Here is a 16,937-nt window from a genome sequence, read left to right on the forward strand (position 1 = left end):
GGCGTTGGGGCGCGACGCTCACTCCGCCCGTTCGGACTCCGGCAGCGCGTAGACGCGGGCGCGGTCGACCTCGTAGACGGCGCCTTGGAGGGCGTCGCCGTGGAAGTTGTCGAGCTGGATGGTCTGGTGCATGGACGGGGCGCACTGGAGGCAGTCGCGGTCGGCGTTCGCACCGCCCGCGAAGCGGAACCACTCCTCGCCGTCGACGAAACCGCGTACGTGGTCGGGTGTCCACTCGACGCCGATGTCGTGCCACTGCGTCAGGTCCACCCCGCACCGCCGCGCGAACTCCTGCTGCACGGGCACCTCTTCGGAGTGCGGGTAGTGCAGGAACGCCTCGGCGCACCGCTCACCGGGGGCCATGTTCTCCAGGTAGTCGTACTCGCCGTCCCGGGGGTGCTCGTCGGAGTCCGGCCACAGGATGAGCAGCGGGTGGTACTGGCGCCCGTCGTCCTCGGAGGTGGGGCGGGAGCGTACGCGGGCCTCCCAACGGCCGTACCGCTGGCCGTACACGGACGAGAGCCAGCCCGTGTCGCCGTTGGTCTCGCCGGTCATGCGGAGCATGCCGCCGACGACACGGGTGTTGGCGTCGCAGCGGCGGCCGTTGCCCGCGTGGCCGGGCCAGCACGCGCCGGGGCCGCCGCCCGCGAGGTCCCACTTGTCGCGGTCCGGTACGGCGGGCTCCTCCTCGGAGCCGTAGTCGAACTCGTCGGACCACCGCGGCAACGGGTCGCCCCAGCCGTACCGTTCGGCGGCGGTGGTGGTCGTGGCGGCCGTGGTGGCCGTTCCCGTGCCGGTGGGACGCGCCGGGGCGGCCGGGGCCGTGGCGAGCGTCAGCGCGCTCGCCACGGCGAGCGCCGCCGCCAGCGTCGCGCGCAGTGGTGTTCCGTACCCGCGTCCGTACATGTATGTCTGCCTCTCCGTCTGCCCCGCCCGTCACCCACGGCCGCCCGAGCCCTCCCCTCGTGGGGCTCGGGTGCCGCCGTGGCCGGGGAGCCGTGCCGCGTGTCGTGTTCCCGGGAGGCATTCGACCGCCCGCCGGGTTTGTTCGGCAGGCCCCCCACCAGCGGCGAACAATGGCGGGCGGTGCGAGGGCCGCAGCGGGAGGCGCGGAAAAGTCCGTGAAGATGGCGTGAACGCCCGTACCGGGCCCGGCGACACGGCGAAGGGTCGGGCGGGGGCGTACCAGCGCGGGCAGCGGGACGAGGGGGAGGGCACGTGTCGGGACAGCCTGGACCGGGGCGCAGCGAAGGGGAGTTGGATCTGGACGCGGGGCCGGTGCCGCGGTTCGCCGCCGCGCTGCGCGCGCTGCGCGAGACGGCGGGCAGACCCACGTACCGCGTGCTGGCCGACCGCTCGCCGTACGGGGTGACGGCGCTGTCGCAGGCGGCGGCGGGCAGGCAACTGCCCACGCTGCCCGTGGCGTTGGCGTACGTGGCCGCGTGCGGCGGCGACACCGCCGAGTGGGAGGCGCGGTGGCGGCAGGCGTCCGCCGAGGCGGCGGCGGAGGCCGCGGCCGACGTGGCGGCGGGTGACGGGGCCGGGGCGACGCGACCGCCGTACCGCGGGCTGACCCGCTTCGAACCGGACGACGCCGACCTGTTCTTCGGCCGGGAGCGGCTCGCGGACCAGTTGGCGGAGCTGAGCCGGAGGCACCGGTTCACGGCCGTCTTCGGGCCCTCCGGCAGCGGCAAGTCCTCGCTGCTGCGGGCCGGGTTGGTCCCCCGGCTGCGCACGCCCGGGACACCGGACGGGACGCGGGCGCCGGGCACGGGCACACGTACGGGCACGGGGACGCGCACGGACACGGACACGGGCACGCGTAGGGACACCGACACGCGGACGGGCGGCGGCCCGCCCGCCGAGGCGCCACCCGCCGCCGTACGGCTGCTCACGCCCGGCCCGGCCCCGTCGCGCACGCACGCGGACCGGCTGCTGCCCGTACCCGGCACGGACGCCGACACCTGGCTGATCGTCGACCAGTTCGAGGAGCTGTACACCCTCGGTTGCGACCCCGCCGACCGCGACGCCTTCATCGACCGTCTCGTCGCGGCGGCCGCCGAGGACAGCGGGCTGCGCGTGGTCGTCGCCGTACGGGCCGACTTCCTCGGCCGCTGCACCGAACACCCCGGTCTCACCGGGGTGTTGCAGGACGCCACGCTGCTCGCGGGCCCGATGAGCCGTACGGAGCTGCGCGACGCCATCGTCCGACCGGCGACCGCGGCCGGGCTGATCGTCGAACGCGCCCTGACCGACCGCCTCCTGGACGCGGTCGAGGGCGAACCGGGTGGGCTGCCGCTGATGTCGCACGCCCTGCTGGAGACCTGGCGGCACCGCGGCGGCCGGGTGCTGACCGAGGACGCGTACGAGGCGGCGGGCGAACTGCACGGCGCCGTGGTCCGCACGGCCGAACAGGTGTACTCCGAACTCAGCTCCGCAGAGGCCGAGTTGGCGCGCCGCATCCTGCTGCGGCTGGTCGCCCCCGGGGCGCCCGGCGGGGCGCCGGACACGCGCCGCCCCACCGACCACGGGGAGTTGGAGTTCGGCAGTCCCACGGACGCCCGCCGGGTCGTGGACCGGCTGGTACGCGCCCGCCTGATCACCGTGGACGACGGCACCGTCGACCTCGCCCACGAGGCCCTCATCACCGTCTGGCCCCGGCTGCGCGCCTGGATCGACGCCGAACGCGACCGGCTGCGCGTCCACCGCGCGCTGTCCGAGGCGGCCCGCACCTGGCAGGCGCTGGGCCGGGAGAACGCCGCGCTGCACGCGGGCTCCCGGCTCACCGCCGCTCGCGACGCGTTCCCGCGCCCCACCCCGACCCGACCGGCCGGCACCCGGCCGAGGGACGGCACCCCACCGCACGCCACCCCACCGCAGGCCATCCCACCGACCGCCACCCCACCGGACGACGAACTCACCCCGCTGGAACGGCAGTTCCTCACCGCCTCGCTGCGCCGCCGACACCGCGCCCTGCGGCTGCGCCGTACGGTCGTGGGCGTCCTCGCCTCCCTCGTGCTGCTCACCGGCGGCACCGCCGTGGTGGCCCTCCAGGCGCGCGCCACGGCGCAGGCCGAGCGCGACGAGGCGGTCTTCGGCCGCCTCACCGCCGAGGCCGACCGGCTCCGCGACACCGACGCCGGGCTGGCGGCGCGGCTCGACGTCGCCGCGTACGGCATGCGTGCCACCCCCGACCTGCGGACGCGGCTGGCGTCGGACGCGACCCGTACGCTCGCGACGCGGCTGTCCGGGCACGACGGGGTCGGCAGCTCCGTGGCGTACGCGCCGGACGGCCGCACCCTCGCCAGCGGCGGCCACGACGGAACGGTGCGGCTGTGGGACACCTCGGCCGCACCGGGTGCGGTGGACCCCGAGGACGTGGGCCGCCCGCTGGGCGCCCCGCTGCGGCTGGCCTCGGGCCGGGTCGACTCGGTGGCCTTCTCCCCCGGCGACGGCGGTCTGCTCCTGGCCGCCGGGGACGGCGGCGCCGTCCAACTGTGGGACGTGCGCGACCGGCGGCACCCGCGACCGGTGGCACCGCCGCTGCTGGGCCACGACGGGAGGACGGTCGTGGCCGCCGTGTTCTCCCCCGACGGCCGCACCCTCGCCACGGGCGGCGTCGACGGCACCCTCCGGCTGTGGGACCTGCGCGACCGTGAGCACCCCGCCCCGCTGGGCGAACCCGTCGAGGCCGACGACTCGGACGCGAACGGCGTCCGCGACGTGGCGTTCTCCCCCGACGGCCGCACACTGGCCACCGCCGGGTACGACGGCACGTTACGGCTGTGGCGCCCCCGCGGCGACGACGGGCCCGAGCCGTTGGGCGCGCCGCGACGCGCGCACGGCGAGCCGGTCTGGTCGGTGACCTTCTCCCCCGACGGCCGCACGCTGGCCACGGGCGCGTACGACCGGACCGCGCGGCTGTGGGACGTGTCCGACCCGCGCCACGTGCGGTCCTTGGCGGAGCCCCTCGGAGGGCACAACCGGCCCGTGATGTCGGTGGCGTTCAGCCCCGACGGCCGGACGCTGGTGACCGCCGGGGAGGACGACCAGCCGCGGCTGTGGAACGTCGCCAACCCCGCGTACCCGATCCGGCTCGGGGAGCCGCTGACCGGCCGTACCGAGGCCGTCTGGGAGGCGGAGTTCAGCCCCGACGGCCACACGCTGGCCGGTGTCGGCTCCGACGGCGGCGTCCTGCTGTGGCACCTGCCCCGGACCGTGCTCACCGACTTCACCAACCCCCTGACGGGCGTCGCCCACAGCTCGGACGGCCGCCTGCTCGCCGTCTCCAGCACCGACGACGGCCGCATCCGCCTCTGGGACGTACGCGACCCCTCTCGGCCGCGGCGGCTGCCGGGACGGCTGGAGCACGACGGAAAGGTGCTGGACGTGGCGTTCGCGCCCGGCGGACGGACGGTGGCCGGGGCGCTGGACGACGGGACCGTGCAGCTGTGGGACGTCTCGGCACCCGCGCGACCCGCCGCGCTGGGCGGTCCGCTCAAGGCCCACGAGGGTGGCGCGCTCGCCGTCGCGTTCAGCCCCGACGGGCGCACGCTGGCCACCGGCGGTGTGGACGACACCGCCCGGCTCTGGGACGTACGGCAGCCGGAGCGCGTACGGCGGCTCGCGCGCCTGCGCGGGCACCGGGACGTCGTCACCTCGGTCGCCTTCCGGCGCGACGGCCGCCTCCTCGCCACCGGCGGCGAGGACGGCACCGCCCGGCTCTGGCACCTGGACGGCGCGCGGTCCCGGCCCGCGGGCAGCCCGCTGACCGGGCACGAACAGCAGGTCAACAGCGTGGCGTTCGCGCCGGACGGCAAGACGCTGGCGACCGGCAGCGACGACCGCACGGTACGGCTCTGGAACGTGGCCCGGGCCGACCGCGCGCGCCCGTACGGGGAACCGCTGGACCCGCACCGGGCGGCGGTCGCCTCCGTGGCGTTCGCCCCGGACGGGAAGACGCTGGCGAGCGCCGGCGACACCACCGTCCGCCTGTGGGACGTGGGCGGACCGGCCGCCGCCGAACCGCTCGGCGACGGGCTCACCGGGCACGTCGGCACGCTCAGCGGGGTCTCGTTCGCGCCGGACGGCCGTACTGTCGCCTCCGTCGGCGACGACCTGACGGCGCGGCTGTGGCCCCTGGACACCGACCGGGCCGCGGAGCGGGTCTGCGCGCGCACGGGCGGTGTCCTCACCCGCGCCGAGTGGGCGGAGCACCTGCCGCGGCTCGGCCACCGCGAGGTGTGCGAGGGGCGCTAGCGGCGGTCGTGGCGGAGGACGGGGCTGCTCTTTGTCCGATCCTCCGGTGGGCCTGCCGGAAGTGAACGGCGGGACGGCGCCGCCGCTCCGGGCCGTCGGCCGGAACCGTCCGCCGGGATCGTCAGCCGAGCCGTTCCGCCAGCGCGACGATGATCCCCGAGGGGCCGCGGAGGTTGCACAGGAGGTACGCGTCCCCGTAGCGCGTGACCTCCCCGAGGAGTACGGCGCCGTGGCCGCGCAGGCGGGCGAGTGTGGCGTCGAGGTCGTCGACGGCGAACATGACACGGTGCAGGCCCATGGTGTGGGGCGGCGGTTCGGCCGGTCCGGCGGTGACCGCCGCGGGGGCGTGGAACTTCGTCAGCTCCAACTTCCCGTGGCCGTCCGGGGTGCGCATCATCGCGATGGTGGTGCGCACGCCGTCGAGGCCGAGCATGCGGTCGGCCGGGCCGCCGTCGATGTCGGCCTCGCCCTCCAGCTCCATGCCCAGCTCGGTGAAGAAGGCGACGGCGGCGGGCAGGTCGTCGACGACGATGCCCACGTTGTCCATCCGCTGAATCGTCATGGGGTGCTCCCTCTCGTACGCCGCGCGCCGCGCCACGGGGCGCCGTACGCGGTCCGTCGCGGCTGTTCGTACCCCTGGGACGGAGCCGGTGCCGCGTTCTCGACATCCGTACGGGGTGGATGTCGCGTCAGTCCGGGCCGAGCGCGACCGTCGTGGTGATCCGGGCGACCGCGGGGGCACGCGGCACCGAGCCGAAGCCGAAGCGCACGGGCGGGGCGACGGGTGCGAGGGGGCCGAGGTCCGCGCCGTCGAAGGCGGCCGACAGGGCGGTGACCGGCAGCAGGTCCCGCGCGCCGTACCACTCGCGGCGGCCCTGGCCCGCGCCGCCGCGGGTCCGCACGCCCGGCAGCAGCACGCGGGCGAACGGGTCCGTCAGCGCGCTCCACAGCGGGCTGCCCGCGACGGCGCCCGGTACGCAGCGCAGCAGCAGGCCGAGCGGGCCGCGCCGACCGGTGGTGAAGCGCAGGTCCAGCGGGCCCGCCGCGACCCGCCAGGAACCGCCGACGACGTGCGCCGCGACGGGGAGGACGCGCACGGTGTCGAAGGTGTACGTGCGGCGGACGAAGTCGGCGATCTCGTCGGTGGGGGCCAGCAACAGCCGCTCGCCGTCGGGCCGTTCGACCATCACGTCGCTGAACGGCCCGAACGGCGAACGCGGCCAGTGGCCGATCACCAGACGTGTGCCGGAGGCGGTGCCGAGGCCCGCGATCCAGCCGTCGAAGCGCAGCCGCGCGCGGCGTCCGGCGCCGCCGGGGTGCGGGCGGTCGTGGCCCCTGCCGTCCATGTCCGACTCCTTCCGCGGGTGCGCCGTACGGTTCCACGGTGTGCCGTACGGGAGCCGCGCGGCACGCGGGTACGCGCGGGACGCGCGGTGGCGGGCGCCCCGCGCGGGCACCGGCCCCAGCATGCCCGCCGGACGGGCCGCGGGCCCGGACCGGCGCGGGGCCGCGCGGCGGGCGCCGCGCGGACGCCCGCGTCGGAAGCCCGGCGCCGCGCGCCGCGCACCCCCGCGCCCGCTCAGGCGGTGTGCGGGCGCCAGACCAGCGGCGCCCACAGGTCGCCGCCCGCGTGCTCGTCGACGGCCGCCAGCTCGTCCGGGGTGAAGTCGAGCCGGTCCACGGCGCCGAGGTTCTGCTCCAGCTGCGCGACGCTGCTCGCGCCCATGATGACCGAGGTCATCCGGGGGTCCCGCAGCGCCCAGGCCAGGGCCGTCTGCGACAGCGTCTGCCCGCGCGCCTCCGCGAGCGCGTTCAGCGCCCTGATCCGCCGCAGCCCCTCCCCCGTGGCGAGCCCGGCCAGGGGCGACGAGGGCTGCGCGGCGCGCGAACCGGCGGGGACGCCGTCCAGGTAGCGGCCCGTCAGCAGGCCCTGCGCCAACGGCGAGAACGCGATGGTGCCCGCGCCGACCTCCTCCAACGTGTCGAGCAGGCCGTCCTCCTCGATCCAGCGGTTGACCATCGAGTACGACGGCTGGTGGAGCAGCAGCGGCGTGCCCTCGGCGGCGAGGAGTTCGGCCGCGCGGCGGGTGTCGGCGGGGCTGTACGAGGAGATGCCGACGTACAGCGCCTTGCCCGCCCGTACGGCGCTCGCGAGCGCGGCCGTCGTCTCCTCCAGGGGCGTGGTGGGGTCGAAGCGGTGGGAGTAGAAGACGTCGACGTGGTCGAGGCCCATCCGGGTCAGGGACTGGTCCAGCGACGACAGCAGGTGCTTGCGGGAGCCGCCGCCGCGGCCGTACGGGCCGGGCCACATCTCGTTGCCCGCCTTGGTGGAGATCACCAGTTCGTCGCGGTACGGGCGGAGGTCGTCGGCGAGGAGGCGGCCGAAGGTCTTCTCGGCCGAGCCGTAGGGCGGGCCGTAGTTGTTGGCGAGGTCGAAGTGGGTGATGCCGTGGTCGAACGCGGCGCGCACGATCTCCCGCTGCGTGTCGTACCGGCCGCCGTCACCGAAGTTCTGCCACAGCCCGAGCGAGAGCACCGGCAGGTCGAGGCCGGACCGGCCGGAGCGCCGGTACGGGATCGTGTCGTAGCGGCCGGGGGCGGGCGCGTAGGCCATGCGGTGCTCCTGTCGGGGGTGGGGGTGGGCGTGTGGGGGCTGCCGACCGCCGATCATAGGGAACGGCGGCCGACCCCCGCCCCGCCGTCTCAGGGGGCGCGGAAGCGCAGCACCGCGCCCCGCTCGTCGTGCGCGACGACGGTCACCTCCAGCTCGTCCCCGAAGCCGACCTCGCCGCCCCCGCCGCCGAGTTGCATCACGCTGCCGCCCGCCTGGAAGGTGACGAGGTCGTCCCCGACGGCGACGGCCACGGTCAGCCCGTTCGCCGTGACGTCGGCGGTGGAGGTCACGAGGATCTCGCACGCGCCGTCCGCGCACGCGGCGGTGTCCACGCCGTCGGCCGCCCGCGGCGGCGACCCCTCCGGCGCCTCCGGCCGCTCCGGCTTCCCCCGCCCCGGCCGCTCCGGTACGGGCCCCTCCGGTACGGCGTCCGCCGCCCGCCGGTCCGCCGCGCGCACCGCCTCCGCGCCGTCCCCCGTACGCCCCGCGCGGTCCCCGTCGCCGTACGGCCCGCCGCCGCAGCCGCCGAGTGCCAGGACCAGCCCGGCGGCCACCACGGCGGCACCGGCCGCCACTCCCCCGCCCCTGACGGCGCTCCCCCTGCTGAACATGTCCACGACCCCTCTCCGCACGGCGGTCCGGTCCGGCGGCCGTCGCGTCCGCGGCGGCCTCGGAGCCAGTCCAGCGGCGCGCGCGTTGTTCGGGCACCCGGTCCCCGGCGGCGAACAACCGCCGGTGGCCCGGGACATGCCCGTACGCGCACGGCGGGCGGCCCCGGCACCCGTCCGAGGGGTGCCGGGGCCGCCCGGGTCGTACGGTGGCGCGCGTCCGGTACGTGTCCCGGCGCGCGTCCTGGTACGCGTCCTGGTGCGTGCCGCCGGTCAGCCGAGGGGGCGGCAGTAGAGCGCGTCCGGCGTACGGGCGGACCCGACGCGGCCCGTGTACGCGACACCGGCGACGTACTCGTCGTCCGCGCACTGCCCCTTGAGGTGGCCGCTCGCGAACTCCCCGCCCTTCGGGGAGTCGCCGCGGTCGTCGCCACGGTCGAACCAGACCGTACGGCCGCCTCCGCCGCCGAGCTTCCCGGGCGCGGCCTTCGCGCACAGCGCGGACGAGACGGCGGCGCCGCGGACGCTGAAGCCGTTCAGGAACGAGCCGTCGGGGCACTGGAGTTTGGTGTAACCGGAGGCCCAGTCGTTGCCGTCCGTGACGTACCGCTCGTCCTTGACGGTCTCGTGCGCGCCGCCGCCGTCCCACAGGGCTCCGGCGGTCACGTCGGAGCACAGGCCGCGGTTGCCGGTGTGGCTGAGGCCGACGATCCGCTGGTCGTCGGGGCAGGCGGCCTTGCGGGCGCCGGAGTCCCAGTCCCCGGCGTCGCGCATGCGGCGCGAGGCGACGAAGTCGGCGTGGTCGGGGCTGAGCACGGACCACTCGGTGGCCGGGTCGACGTGGCCCGTACGGCCGTCCGCGCCCACCAGCCGGTTCCACGCGCCGGAGCGCCAGTCGTCGCCGTCGTTGACGCCGATACGCTTGCCCGCCGCGTCCCAGTGGAGCAGGGCCCAGCCGTTGCCGGTGCCGTTCTCGTGCCAGCCGACGAGCGGCCAGTAAGCGAAGTCGGCGTCCGTGCGCACCAGTTGGTCCACGAAGTTCTCGAACCAGGCGCGCGGCTTCTCCTTCGTCTCCTCCCGGCCGCCGACGCCGAACTCGCTGATCCAGACGGGTGCGGTGAAGTGCTTGTCCTGCTCCCCGGAGACGAAGAACGCCTGCCGGTTCGTCACGTCGATCAGCTCGCTGGGCGACAGGTCCTGGTAGCGGGGGTCGGTCGTCTCGCCGGTGCCGGTGGCGCCACTGTGGTTCGGGCCGGTGTAGCCGTAGAAGTGCGCCGAGTAGACGAGCTTGCCGGAGTCGACGAGCGTGTGCGAGAGGTTGCGCGCGGGCTCCAGGGTGGGGCGGCCGTGCGGGAAGCCGTCCACGGGGATGCCCGTCCAGTTGATGCCCTCGACCACGATGAGCAGGTCCGGGTTGGCCTCGGTCAGGATGCGGTCGCCGACGCGCTGGGATGCGGTGAACCAGTCGTGGTTGTCGCCCAGGCCCCAGTTGGGGTCGTCCAGGATGTTGCGGCGGACCTCGTTGTAGAGGTCGGCGCCGACGACACGCTTGTTGTCCTGGTAGCGGCGGGCCATGAACAGCCAGTCGTCCTCCCACTGCCCGACGGACTGGCTGGCGTTCCAGCGCTCGTTGCCGTCGACCCCGCAGCACCAACGGGTCGTGTTGGTGTGGTTGTTGAGGATGACCGCGAGTCCGGCGTCGGTGAGGGCGCGGACGACCGCGTCGTACACCTCCAGCGGGGTCCTGCCGCGCAGCCCGGTGTTGGCGGCGACGGCGTCGTCCGCGACGGGGGCGGTGTCGCGGATCATCTCGTTGGAGAAGGGCAGCCGGACGCTGTTGATCCCGATCTCCTGGAAGCCCGCGATGATCTCGCTCATGGGCGCGCGGTCGAGGCCGATCGGGACGCGGCCCGCGTTCTCGCCCGCGTGGTGGTTGGCGTCGTCCGCCTTGTCGCCGTCGCCGTTCCAGGTGCCGCTGGCACCGTGCCAGTTGCCCGACTTCAGCTTGAACCGGTCGCCGTTCGCGTCGACGATCCACCGGCCGCGGGTGCTCAGCGGCGCCGCCCAGTCCGCGGCGGCGGCAGCGGGCTTCGTCTCGTCGGCCGCGCCGTCCCCGGGGGACGCGGCGGCCGTGCCGGGCGCGAGGCCCGCCACGAGCGCCAGCAGGAGGAGGACTGCGGTCAGCGCCGGTCTGCTGCTCACCGGTCTGCTCAGGGGTCCGCGCACGGTCACCGTCCGGTCGTCGTCGCGAGCGGTCGTCGCGAGGAGGTTGTGGTCATGACGACGTCATCGTCCTGCATGGCCGTGCCCGTGGTCCAGACCTGTGGACAACCGCACGGTGAACCCCGCGCGGCGATCCGGCACCGCCCGTACGGTCCCCCGCCCCGCTTGCCGTCCCGCTCCCCGCAACGGCCCGCGCCACGAGAGGAGTTCGCGTGCCCCGGGCTCAACCGCCGGGCGTGGCCGGGGTGTCGGGGCGGGCGTCGTACGCGGCGCGGGCGTCGTCGATGTGCCCGACGTGCGCGATGCTCCACTCCAGCAGGGGCGCGGTGGCCTCGCGGAGGGTGCGGCCCATCGGCGTCAGCTCGTAACTCACGTGCGGCGGCATGACGTTGCGTACGGTCCGGGTGAGGATGCCGTCGCGTTCCAGGCCGCGCAGGGTGACGGTGAGCATGCGCTGGCTGATCCCGTCGACGGCGCGCTTCAGTTCGGTGAAGCGGCGCGGGCCCTCGCTGAGGTGCCGCACCACCAGCAGCGACCACTTGTCACCGACGATGCCGAGCACGGCGCGGGTCCGGCACGGGTCCTCGCCCGCCGCCTCCCCCGGGCCGCCACGTGTCGCGCCCATGGTTACCTCCAGAGAACCGGGGCACCCAAATGTGCCTTATTGCCCGGGTGGCGCGGGGTGCGCCACGATGACTGTGGTTCTCGAAGAGTACCGAGGCACCGAGGGGAACCGCCAGCGCACGCCCGCGCCCCCGTGCCTCCCCCTCCCGTGGAAAGACCCGCCCATGTCCACCTTCCTGCTCGTCCACGGCGCCTGGCACAGCGGCCGGTGCTGGGAGCGGCTGGTGCCGCTGCTGGAGTCCGCCGGACACCGCGTGTACGCGCCGACGCTCACCGGCTACGGCGACACCGCGCACCTGCTGGGCCCCGACATCGGCCTGGAGACGCACGTCGCGGACGTCGTACGGCTCATCCGTGACGAGGAGCTGACCGACGTCGTACTGGTCGGCCACAGCTACGCGGGGCTCGTCGTCTCCTCCGTCGTCAACGACGTGCCCGACCGGATCGCCCGCCTCGTCTACCTCGACGCGATGGTCCCCGAGCACGGCGAGACCGCCCTCGACGTACAGCCCGTCACCCGGCACCTCGTCGACCTCGCCGCCGCCTCCGACACCCCGTGGCGCGTGCCGCCGCTACCCGAACTGCCGCCGCCCCTGGGCCTGTTCGGGGTCACCGACGCGGCGGACCGGGCGTGGCTGCGCACCCTGCTCTCCGACCAGCCGGTGCGCTGCCTCCAGGAGCCCGTACGGCTGGACGACCCCGCCGCGCGACGGGTCCCCCGTACGCACGTCCACTGCGTCGGCGCGGCGCCGGAGGGGATCGAGCGGCGGCCCGTGCCGCCCGTGCAGCCGAACGGTTCCCCCGCGCGGATACGGGAGTTGCCCACCGGGCACGACTGCATGGTCACCATGCCGAAGGAGCTGGCGGACCTGCTGCTGGCCGAACTGCCGCCGGAGGACTGACCGTTCGGCGGTCGCCGTCAGTGGCGGCGCCGGTTCAGCGGCGCCCGTTCGGCAGCGCCCGTTCAGCGGCGGCCGTTCAGCGGCGCCCGCCGAACTCCCACGCGTGCACCTCCACGGCGTCGTACCGGTCCCGGGTCAGCACGGCGCGCGCCGCCTCCGGGTCCGGGGCCCGCAGCAGCGCCGCCGTACCCAGCCAGGCGGTGCCGTCGTCGGACAACAGCGGCCCGTAGGCGATGAGTTCGTCACGGGCGGCCGGGGGCGCGAGGTCCGCGGGCTCGCCCGCGCCGAGACCGAGCACCAGGTGGCGGGGGCCGCCCTCCGGGCCGCCGGGGAAGTCCCACATCGTGCGGCCGAGCGTGTTGCGCCAGCGTCGCAGCAGCACGTCGCGGTAGACACCGGCCTGGTGGTTGGGCTCGTCGAAGGCGAACGCGCGGGCGGCGGCCACGTCGGGCAGGTCCACGACGTGCAGGCTCCCCGTGAGCGCGCCGTCGTGGGTGAAGGTGGGGCCGCGGGCGATCATCCCCGCCGCGTACCGGTCCATGTACGACCAGTGCGCCTCCAGCAGTTCCTCCCGCAGCGGGAGGGAGCCGGGCCGGTCGCGGTGGTGGCAGAGGAACTCCATGCCCCGAGCATCCCCCCGTACCGGCGGCCCCGGCCACCGGTTTCACCGCCCGCCCACGCCCGCCCCCGTCCCCTCCCCCGTCCCCACCCGGTGGTCAGCACGCGCCGGGACGCGCGTACAGCGTGACGCGGGCGCCGCGCGCCTCCGTCGTACCGCACTCCGTGAAGTGCGCGCGCAGCGTCGCGCGCTTCGCCAGCCCGCTCGCGCTCTCGTCGGGCGGCTGCCCCGCCGGGTCGCGCAGCACGACGACGCGGCGCTCGGCGAGGAGGGCCCGCCGTACGCGTTCCGGCGGGAGTTCGGTGCCGTAGAGCGTGTCGGAGGAGCGGGGCGTGGCGGCGAGGGCCAGGTCGCGCAGCCCGCCGTACGCGGGCTCGCCGGGCAGCCGCCAGGCGCGGCGCCGGTCGGGCAGGAAGAGGAGCCCGTCGCCCGGCGCGGACCGGGCGGCAACGGCGTCCGCGATCGCGCTGACGTCGTCGAGGCGGCTCTCCGGGGCGCGTACGTGCTGCCCCGCCGGGACGGCCACGGTCGCCACCGCCGCGCACGCCAGCGCGAGCGCGCCCGCGCGCACCGCGCCACGGCGGTGCCAGGCCGCCTGGAGGGCGCAGCCCAGCAGGAGGGCGAGGGCGGCGGAGGAGTGGAGGACGTAGCGCTCCAGGTAGAGCGGCTTGACCAGGGACACGACGAGCAGCAGCGCCTTCGGTACGGCCAGCAGCGGCAGCGCCACCACCGCCGTCTCACGCCCGGCCAGCGCCGCGCAGGCGCAGCCGACGGCGAGCGTCGCGGCGAAGCCCGCGTACACGGCCACCCCCGGCGCCCCGATCCAGCCCACCAGGTCCGCCTGCGCCATGCTGACCAGCACCAGCGGCGCCAGCCCCGCCGTCACGGCACCCGCCGCGACGGCCCAGCCGCGCAGCGCGGTACGGGAGGCGCGTGCCGCGAGCAGCGTCACGCCGTGTGCCACCACGGCCAGCACCGCGAACTCGTGCAGCAGGCACCCCGTCAGCGCCAGCGCCCCGTACGCCGCCCACGGCCCGGCCCGCTCCTCGCGCACGGCCCGTACGAACAGCACCGTCGCCCACACGACGGCGGCGCTCACCAGCGCGTACGAGCGGCCCTCCTGCGCGTACTGCTGTACGTGCGGCAGCAGCGGGTACGCCAGCCCGGCGGCCAACCCGGCGCCCCGGCCCGCCAGTTGGCGGCCGAGGACGGCGACCCCGGCCGCCGCGACGGCCGCGCCGAGCACCGACGGAAGCCGCAGCTGCGTCAGTCCGGCGCCGCACACCTCGAACACCCCGTGCACCAGCAGGTAGTACAGCGCGAACACCGAGTCGTGGTGCTCCACCGTCCGCAGCAGCCCGGACAGCCCGCGGTCGGCCATCTCGTACGTGACGGCCTCGTCGCGCCACAGCGTGCCCTGCCGCCGCACGCCCCACAGCCCGACGGCCAGCGCCACGGCGGCGGGGGCCAGGACCAGGACGGCGGTACGCGGGCGGGCCGGTGCGGGCGCGGCGGCGCCGCCCGTACGGGCACGTGGCACGGACGGGGGCAGCGGTGGCCGCGTCCGGGTGGACGGCTCCGGCGGCGTGTTCGGCCGGGTCTGCGTGGAGATGGCCATGACGGCTTCCTCGATCCGGGGTGTGTCGGCCCGAGGAACGGGCCGCATACGGGCAGCCGCCGTCCGGGGCCGGGGATCGCCGGGGTAGGGAGCCGCCGGGCGGACGGGGTGCTGCGGGACGTGGGACGCGGAGGTGGGTCCCGCGCCGGAGGGACGTACGGCGTACGGTCCGCGGTCTCGCGGGGGCCGCGGGCTGCGGGTCTACGGGCTGCGGGGTCTACGGGTCTGCTGGCTGAGGGGTCTACGGGTCTGCTGGCTGCTGTCGCCGGGCCGCGGCGGCGGTGCGGGTACGGGCCCGGTTCGGGCGCCCGCTCAGGTCGAGGGCGTCACCAGCCGGGTCTCGTACGCGTACACCGCGGCCTGGGTGCGGTCACGCAGTCCGAGCTTCTCCAGGACGCGGCCGACGTGCGTCTTGATCGTCGACTCCGCGACGACGAGCCGGTCCGCGATCTCCCGGTTGGACAGGCCGCGGGCGATCAGCGCGAGCACCTCGGTCTCGCGCCCGGTCAGTTCACCGATCCGGGCGCGCGGCGGCAGCGCCCGCTCCCCGTCGGCGCTCCCGGCCGCGCCCGGGGCGGGGGCGGCGTCCGGTCCGGGTGGCACCGTACGGGCGAAGGTGCCGATGAGGCGCTTGGTGACGGTCGGCGCGAGCAGCGCCTCACCGGCGGCGACGATCCGTACGCCGTCGGCCAGTTGCCGGGCGGAGGCGTCCTTGAGGAGGAAGCCGGAGGCACCGGCGCGCAGCGCGCGGTAGACGTACTCGTCCTGGTCGAAGGTGGTCAGGACCAGGACCTTCGCGCGGGCGTGGGAGGCCGCGAGGCGGCGGGTGGCCTCCAGCCCGTCGAGGCCCGGCATCCGGATGTCCATGAGGACCACGTCCGGGTCGAGGGCGGCGACCTGCTCGACGGCCTCGCGCCCGTCGGCGGCCTCGCCCGCGATCTCGATGTCCGGCTGCGCGCCGAGGAGCACGGAGAAGCCCTCACGGACCATGGCCTGGTCGTCGACGAGCAGAATCCGGATGGTCACGCCGTCTCCTCCGCCCCGGTGTCCGGTCGGGCCGCCGCCGGCTCGCGGCCGGTGCCCGGGTGCCCGTCCGCGACCCGCGCGGGCGCGGGCAGCCAGACGTCGACCGCGTAGCCGCCGTCGTCCGCCGGGCCGACCGCCAGTTCGCCGTCCAGCATCGCCACGCGTTCGCGCATGCCGGTGATGCCGTGCCCGTTGCCGATGCCGACGGGGGCGTGCCCGGCGGTGCGGGCGCCGGGGCCGTCCACGGGCCCGTTGACGATACGTACCGCCAGGCCGCCCGGCACGTAGGCGAGTTCGACGCGCGTGTCGGCGCCGGGGGCGTGGCGCAGCGCGTTGCTCAGCGCCTCCTGCACGATGCGGTACGCCGACAGCTCGACGCCCTGCGGCAGTTCGCGCGGCGCGCCGACCCGTACCAGCTCCACGGGCTGCCCGGCGTGCCGCACGTTGTCCAGCAGCGCGCCGAGGTCGTCGAGGGTGGGCTGCGGCGCCTCGGGCGCGCCGCCGTCCTCGTCGTCGGGCACGCGGATCACGCCGAGCACGCGGCGCAGTTCGGTGAGGGCGGCCACGGCGTTCTCGCGGATGGTGACGAAGGACGCGGCCAGTTCGGGCGGGGTGTGCGCGACCCGGTACGGGGCGGCCTCCGCCTGGATCGCGATGACCGACATGTGGTGCGCGACGACGTCGTGCAGCTCGCGGGCGATGGTCGTGCGCTCCTCCAGCTCGGTGCGCCGCGACTGCTCGGCGAGGGTCTCCGTACGGCTGGCGGCGGCGCTGCCACGGGCGTCCAGATACGCCCGCAGCAGCAGCACGCAGGTGAGGACGATCGCGGAACGGGCGGAGAACTCGGCGACGTTCTCCGTCATGTACAGCTCGCGGTGGGCGTTCAGCAGGATCAGGTTGCCCATGCCCAGGGTGGCCAGCCACATCACGACCGCGACGACGGGCCGGGTGCGGAGCGTCACCAGCGCCATCACGGTCAGGTGCGAGAAGAAGAGGGGCCCGGCGAACGGCCAGCCGTCGGCCCGGTCGTCGAGCACCGCCGCCGCCGGGATCACCGCGAGCGAGAGCCACCAGGCGGCCATCGGCCGGAACAGCACCAGCACCAGCGAGCCCGTGAGCGCCACGCCCAGGAAGATGCCCGCCTGCGAGGCGCCGTCGTTGCCTCCCTGCTCGACGCCGTAGACGGACCAGCTCTGCCAGAACACCAGCGCGGCGACCAGGCCGAACAGCCCGTGCGGCAGCCAGCGCAGCGCCTGCCTGCCCCGGTCCGACACGTGCGCCGGGAGGTAGTCGCGCGGCAGGGGCGGCAGTGGGGGGAGGGGCCGGGACCGCAGCGCGTCGGTGATCATCTCCCGGCGCAGGGCGGCCAGTTCCCCGGCGGTCTTCCGTACGGTGTCGTTCACCCTGGAAACGCTAGAGCCGCGGGCCCCCGGGACGCGTCCGC

At 75.9% G+C, this 16,937-nt stretch carries 13 protein-coding genes; 2 read left to right on the top strand and 11 right to left on the bottom strand.

The annotated features are described in order from the left end of the window. Positions 1-18 precede the first annotated feature (18 nt). Positions 19-906: a glycoside hydrolase family 16 protein gene (locus D7M15_RS28400; protein WP_165906215.1), complete on the bottom strand. Its 888-nt coding sequence runs from the start codon at positions 904-906 to the stop codon at positions 19-21. 312 nt (positions 907-1,218) lie between these two features. Between D7M15_RS28400 and D7M15_RS08100 the strand changes: the two genes are divergently transcribed. Beyond that, a complete protein-coding gene (locus D7M15_RS08100; RefSeq protein ID WP_240649184.1) occupies positions 1,219-5,259 on the top strand; it encodes a WD40 repeat domain-containing protein in 4,041 nt (1,346 codons plus the stop codon). 121 nt (positions 5,260-5,380) lie between these two features. Here D7M15_RS08100 and D7M15_RS08105 read toward each other — a convergent pair whose 3' ends face one another. From D7M15_RS08105 to D7M15_RS08130, 6 genes are all read right to left on the bottom strand, one after another. Then, positions 5,381-5,821, bottom strand: a complete 441-nt coding sequence (locus tag D7M15_RS08105) for a VOC family protein (protein WP_121520427.1) — start codon at positions 5,819-5,821, stop codon at positions 5,381-5,383. A gap of 127 nt (positions 5,822-5,948) precedes the next feature. Then, on the bottom strand, positions 5,949-6,605 hold the full coding sequence (locus D7M15_RS08110) for a hypothetical protein (protein WP_121520429.1): 657 nt from the start codon (positions 6,603-6,605) through the stop codon (positions 5,949-5,951). A 233-nt stretch (positions 6,606-6,838) separates the two neighbouring features. Continuing rightward, positions 6,839-7,873, bottom strand: coding sequence for an L-glyceraldehyde 3-phosphate reductase (mgrA, locus tag D7M15_RS08115; protein WP_121516868.1), 1,035 nt, complete (start codon positions 7,871-7,873; stop codon positions 6,839-6,841). An 89-nt stretch (positions 7,874-7,962) separates the two neighbouring features. Further along, positions 7,963-8,484, bottom strand: coding sequence for a hypothetical protein (locus D7M15_RS08120; RefSeq protein WP_127201719.1), 522 nt, complete (start codon positions 8,482-8,484; stop codon positions 7,963-7,965). Between the two features lie 270 nt (positions 8,485-8,754). Next, positions 8,755-10,683, bottom strand: a complete 1,929-nt coding sequence (locus tag D7M15_RS08125) for a cellulase family glycosylhydrolase (RefSeq protein WP_240649185.1) — start codon at positions 10,681-10,683, stop codon at positions 8,755-8,757. Positions 10,684-10,927: 244 nt separating this feature from the next. Continuing rightward, entirely contained in the window at positions 10,928-11,329 is a 402-nt protein-coding gene (locus tag D7M15_RS08130; protein ID WP_121516870.1) for a helix-turn-helix domain-containing protein, read from the bottom strand. A 163-nt stretch (positions 11,330-11,492) separates the two neighbouring features. On the opposite strand from D7M15_RS08130, the gene D7M15_RS08135 reads away from it, so the two are divergent. Next, positions 11,493-12,230 carry an alpha/beta fold hydrolase gene (locus D7M15_RS08135; RefSeq protein WP_121516871.1) on the top strand — a complete coding sequence of 246 codons (738 nt, stop codon included), beginning with the start codon at positions 11,493-11,495 and terminating at the stop codon, positions 12,228-12,230. Positions 12,231-12,306: 76 nt separating this feature from the next. Here the strand turns inward: D7M15_RS08135 and D7M15_RS08140 are convergent, their stop codons facing one another. From D7M15_RS08140 to D7M15_RS08155, 4 genes are all read right to left on the bottom strand, one after another. Beyond that, positions 12,307-12,852 carry a YciI family protein gene (locus tag D7M15_RS08140; RefSeq protein ID WP_121516872.1) on the bottom strand — a complete coding sequence of 182 codons (546 nt, stop codon included), beginning with the start codon at positions 12,850-12,852 and terminating at the stop codon, positions 12,307-12,309. A 94-nt stretch (positions 12,853-12,946) separates the two neighbouring features. Next, entirely contained in the window at positions 12,947-14,467 is a 1,521-nt protein-coding gene (locus tag D7M15_RS08145; protein ID WP_121516873.1) for a glycosyltransferase family 39 protein, read from the bottom strand. Positions 14,468-14,779: 312 nt separating this feature from the next. Beyond that, positions 14,780-15,493: a response regulator transcription factor gene (locus D7M15_RS08150; RefSeq protein WP_121516874.1), complete on the bottom strand. Its 714-nt coding sequence runs from the start codon at positions 15,491-15,493 to the stop codon at positions 14,780-14,782. Then, a complete protein-coding gene (locus D7M15_RS08155) occupies positions 15,490-16,896 on the bottom strand; it encodes a histidine kinase (RefSeq protein ID WP_121516875.1) in 1,407 nt (468 codons plus the stop codon). The genes D7M15_RS08150 and D7M15_RS08155 overlap by 4 nt, the downstream gene beginning before the upstream one ends. Positions 16,897-16,937 lie beyond the last annotated feature (41 nt).

The sequence above is a fragment of the Streptomyces sp. Z26 genome (genome assembly GCF_003665095.1).
Taxonomy (GTDB): domain Bacteria; phylum Actinomycetota; class Actinomycetes; order Streptomycetales; family Streptomycetaceae; genus Streptomyces; species Streptomyces phytohabitans.

Excerpts from the sequence above, each read along its gene's own strand:
- mgrA (WP_121516868.1), bottom strand. The coding sequence starts at position 7,873 with ATGGCCTACGCGCCCGCCCCCGGCCGCTACGACACGATCCCGTACCGG.
- D7M15_RS08135 (WP_121516871.1), top strand. The coding sequence starts at position 11,493 with ATGTCCACCTTCCTGCTCGTCCACGGCGCCTGGCACAGCGGCCGGTGC.
- D7M15_RS08145 (WP_121516873.1), bottom strand. The coding sequence starts at position 14,467 with ATGGCCATCTCCACGCAGACCCGGCCGAACACGCCGCCGGAGCCGTCC.
- D7M15_RS08120 (WP_127201719.1), bottom strand. The coding sequence starts at position 8,484 with ATGTTCAGCAGGGGGAGCGCCGTCAGGGGCGGGGGAGTGGCGGCCGGT.
- D7M15_RS08140 (WP_121516872.1), bottom strand. The coding sequence starts at position 12,852 with ATGGAGTTCCTCTGCCACCACCGCGACCGGCCCGGCTCCCTCCCGCTG.
- D7M15_RS28400 (WP_165906215.1), bottom strand. The coding sequence starts at position 906 with ATGTACGGACGCGGGTACGGAACACCACTGCGCGCGACGCTGGCGGCG.
- D7M15_RS08130 (WP_121516870.1), bottom strand. The coding sequence starts at position 11,329 with ATGGGCGCGACACGTGGCGGCCCGGGGGAGGCGGCGGGCGAGGACCCG.
- D7M15_RS08105 (WP_121520427.1), bottom strand. The coding sequence starts at position 5,821 with ATGACGATTCAGCGGATGGACAACGTGGGCATCGTCGTCGACGACCTG.
- D7M15_RS08110 (WP_121520429.1), bottom strand. The coding sequence starts at position 6,605 with ATGGACGGCAGGGGCCACGACCGCCCGCACCCCGGCGGCGCCGGACGC.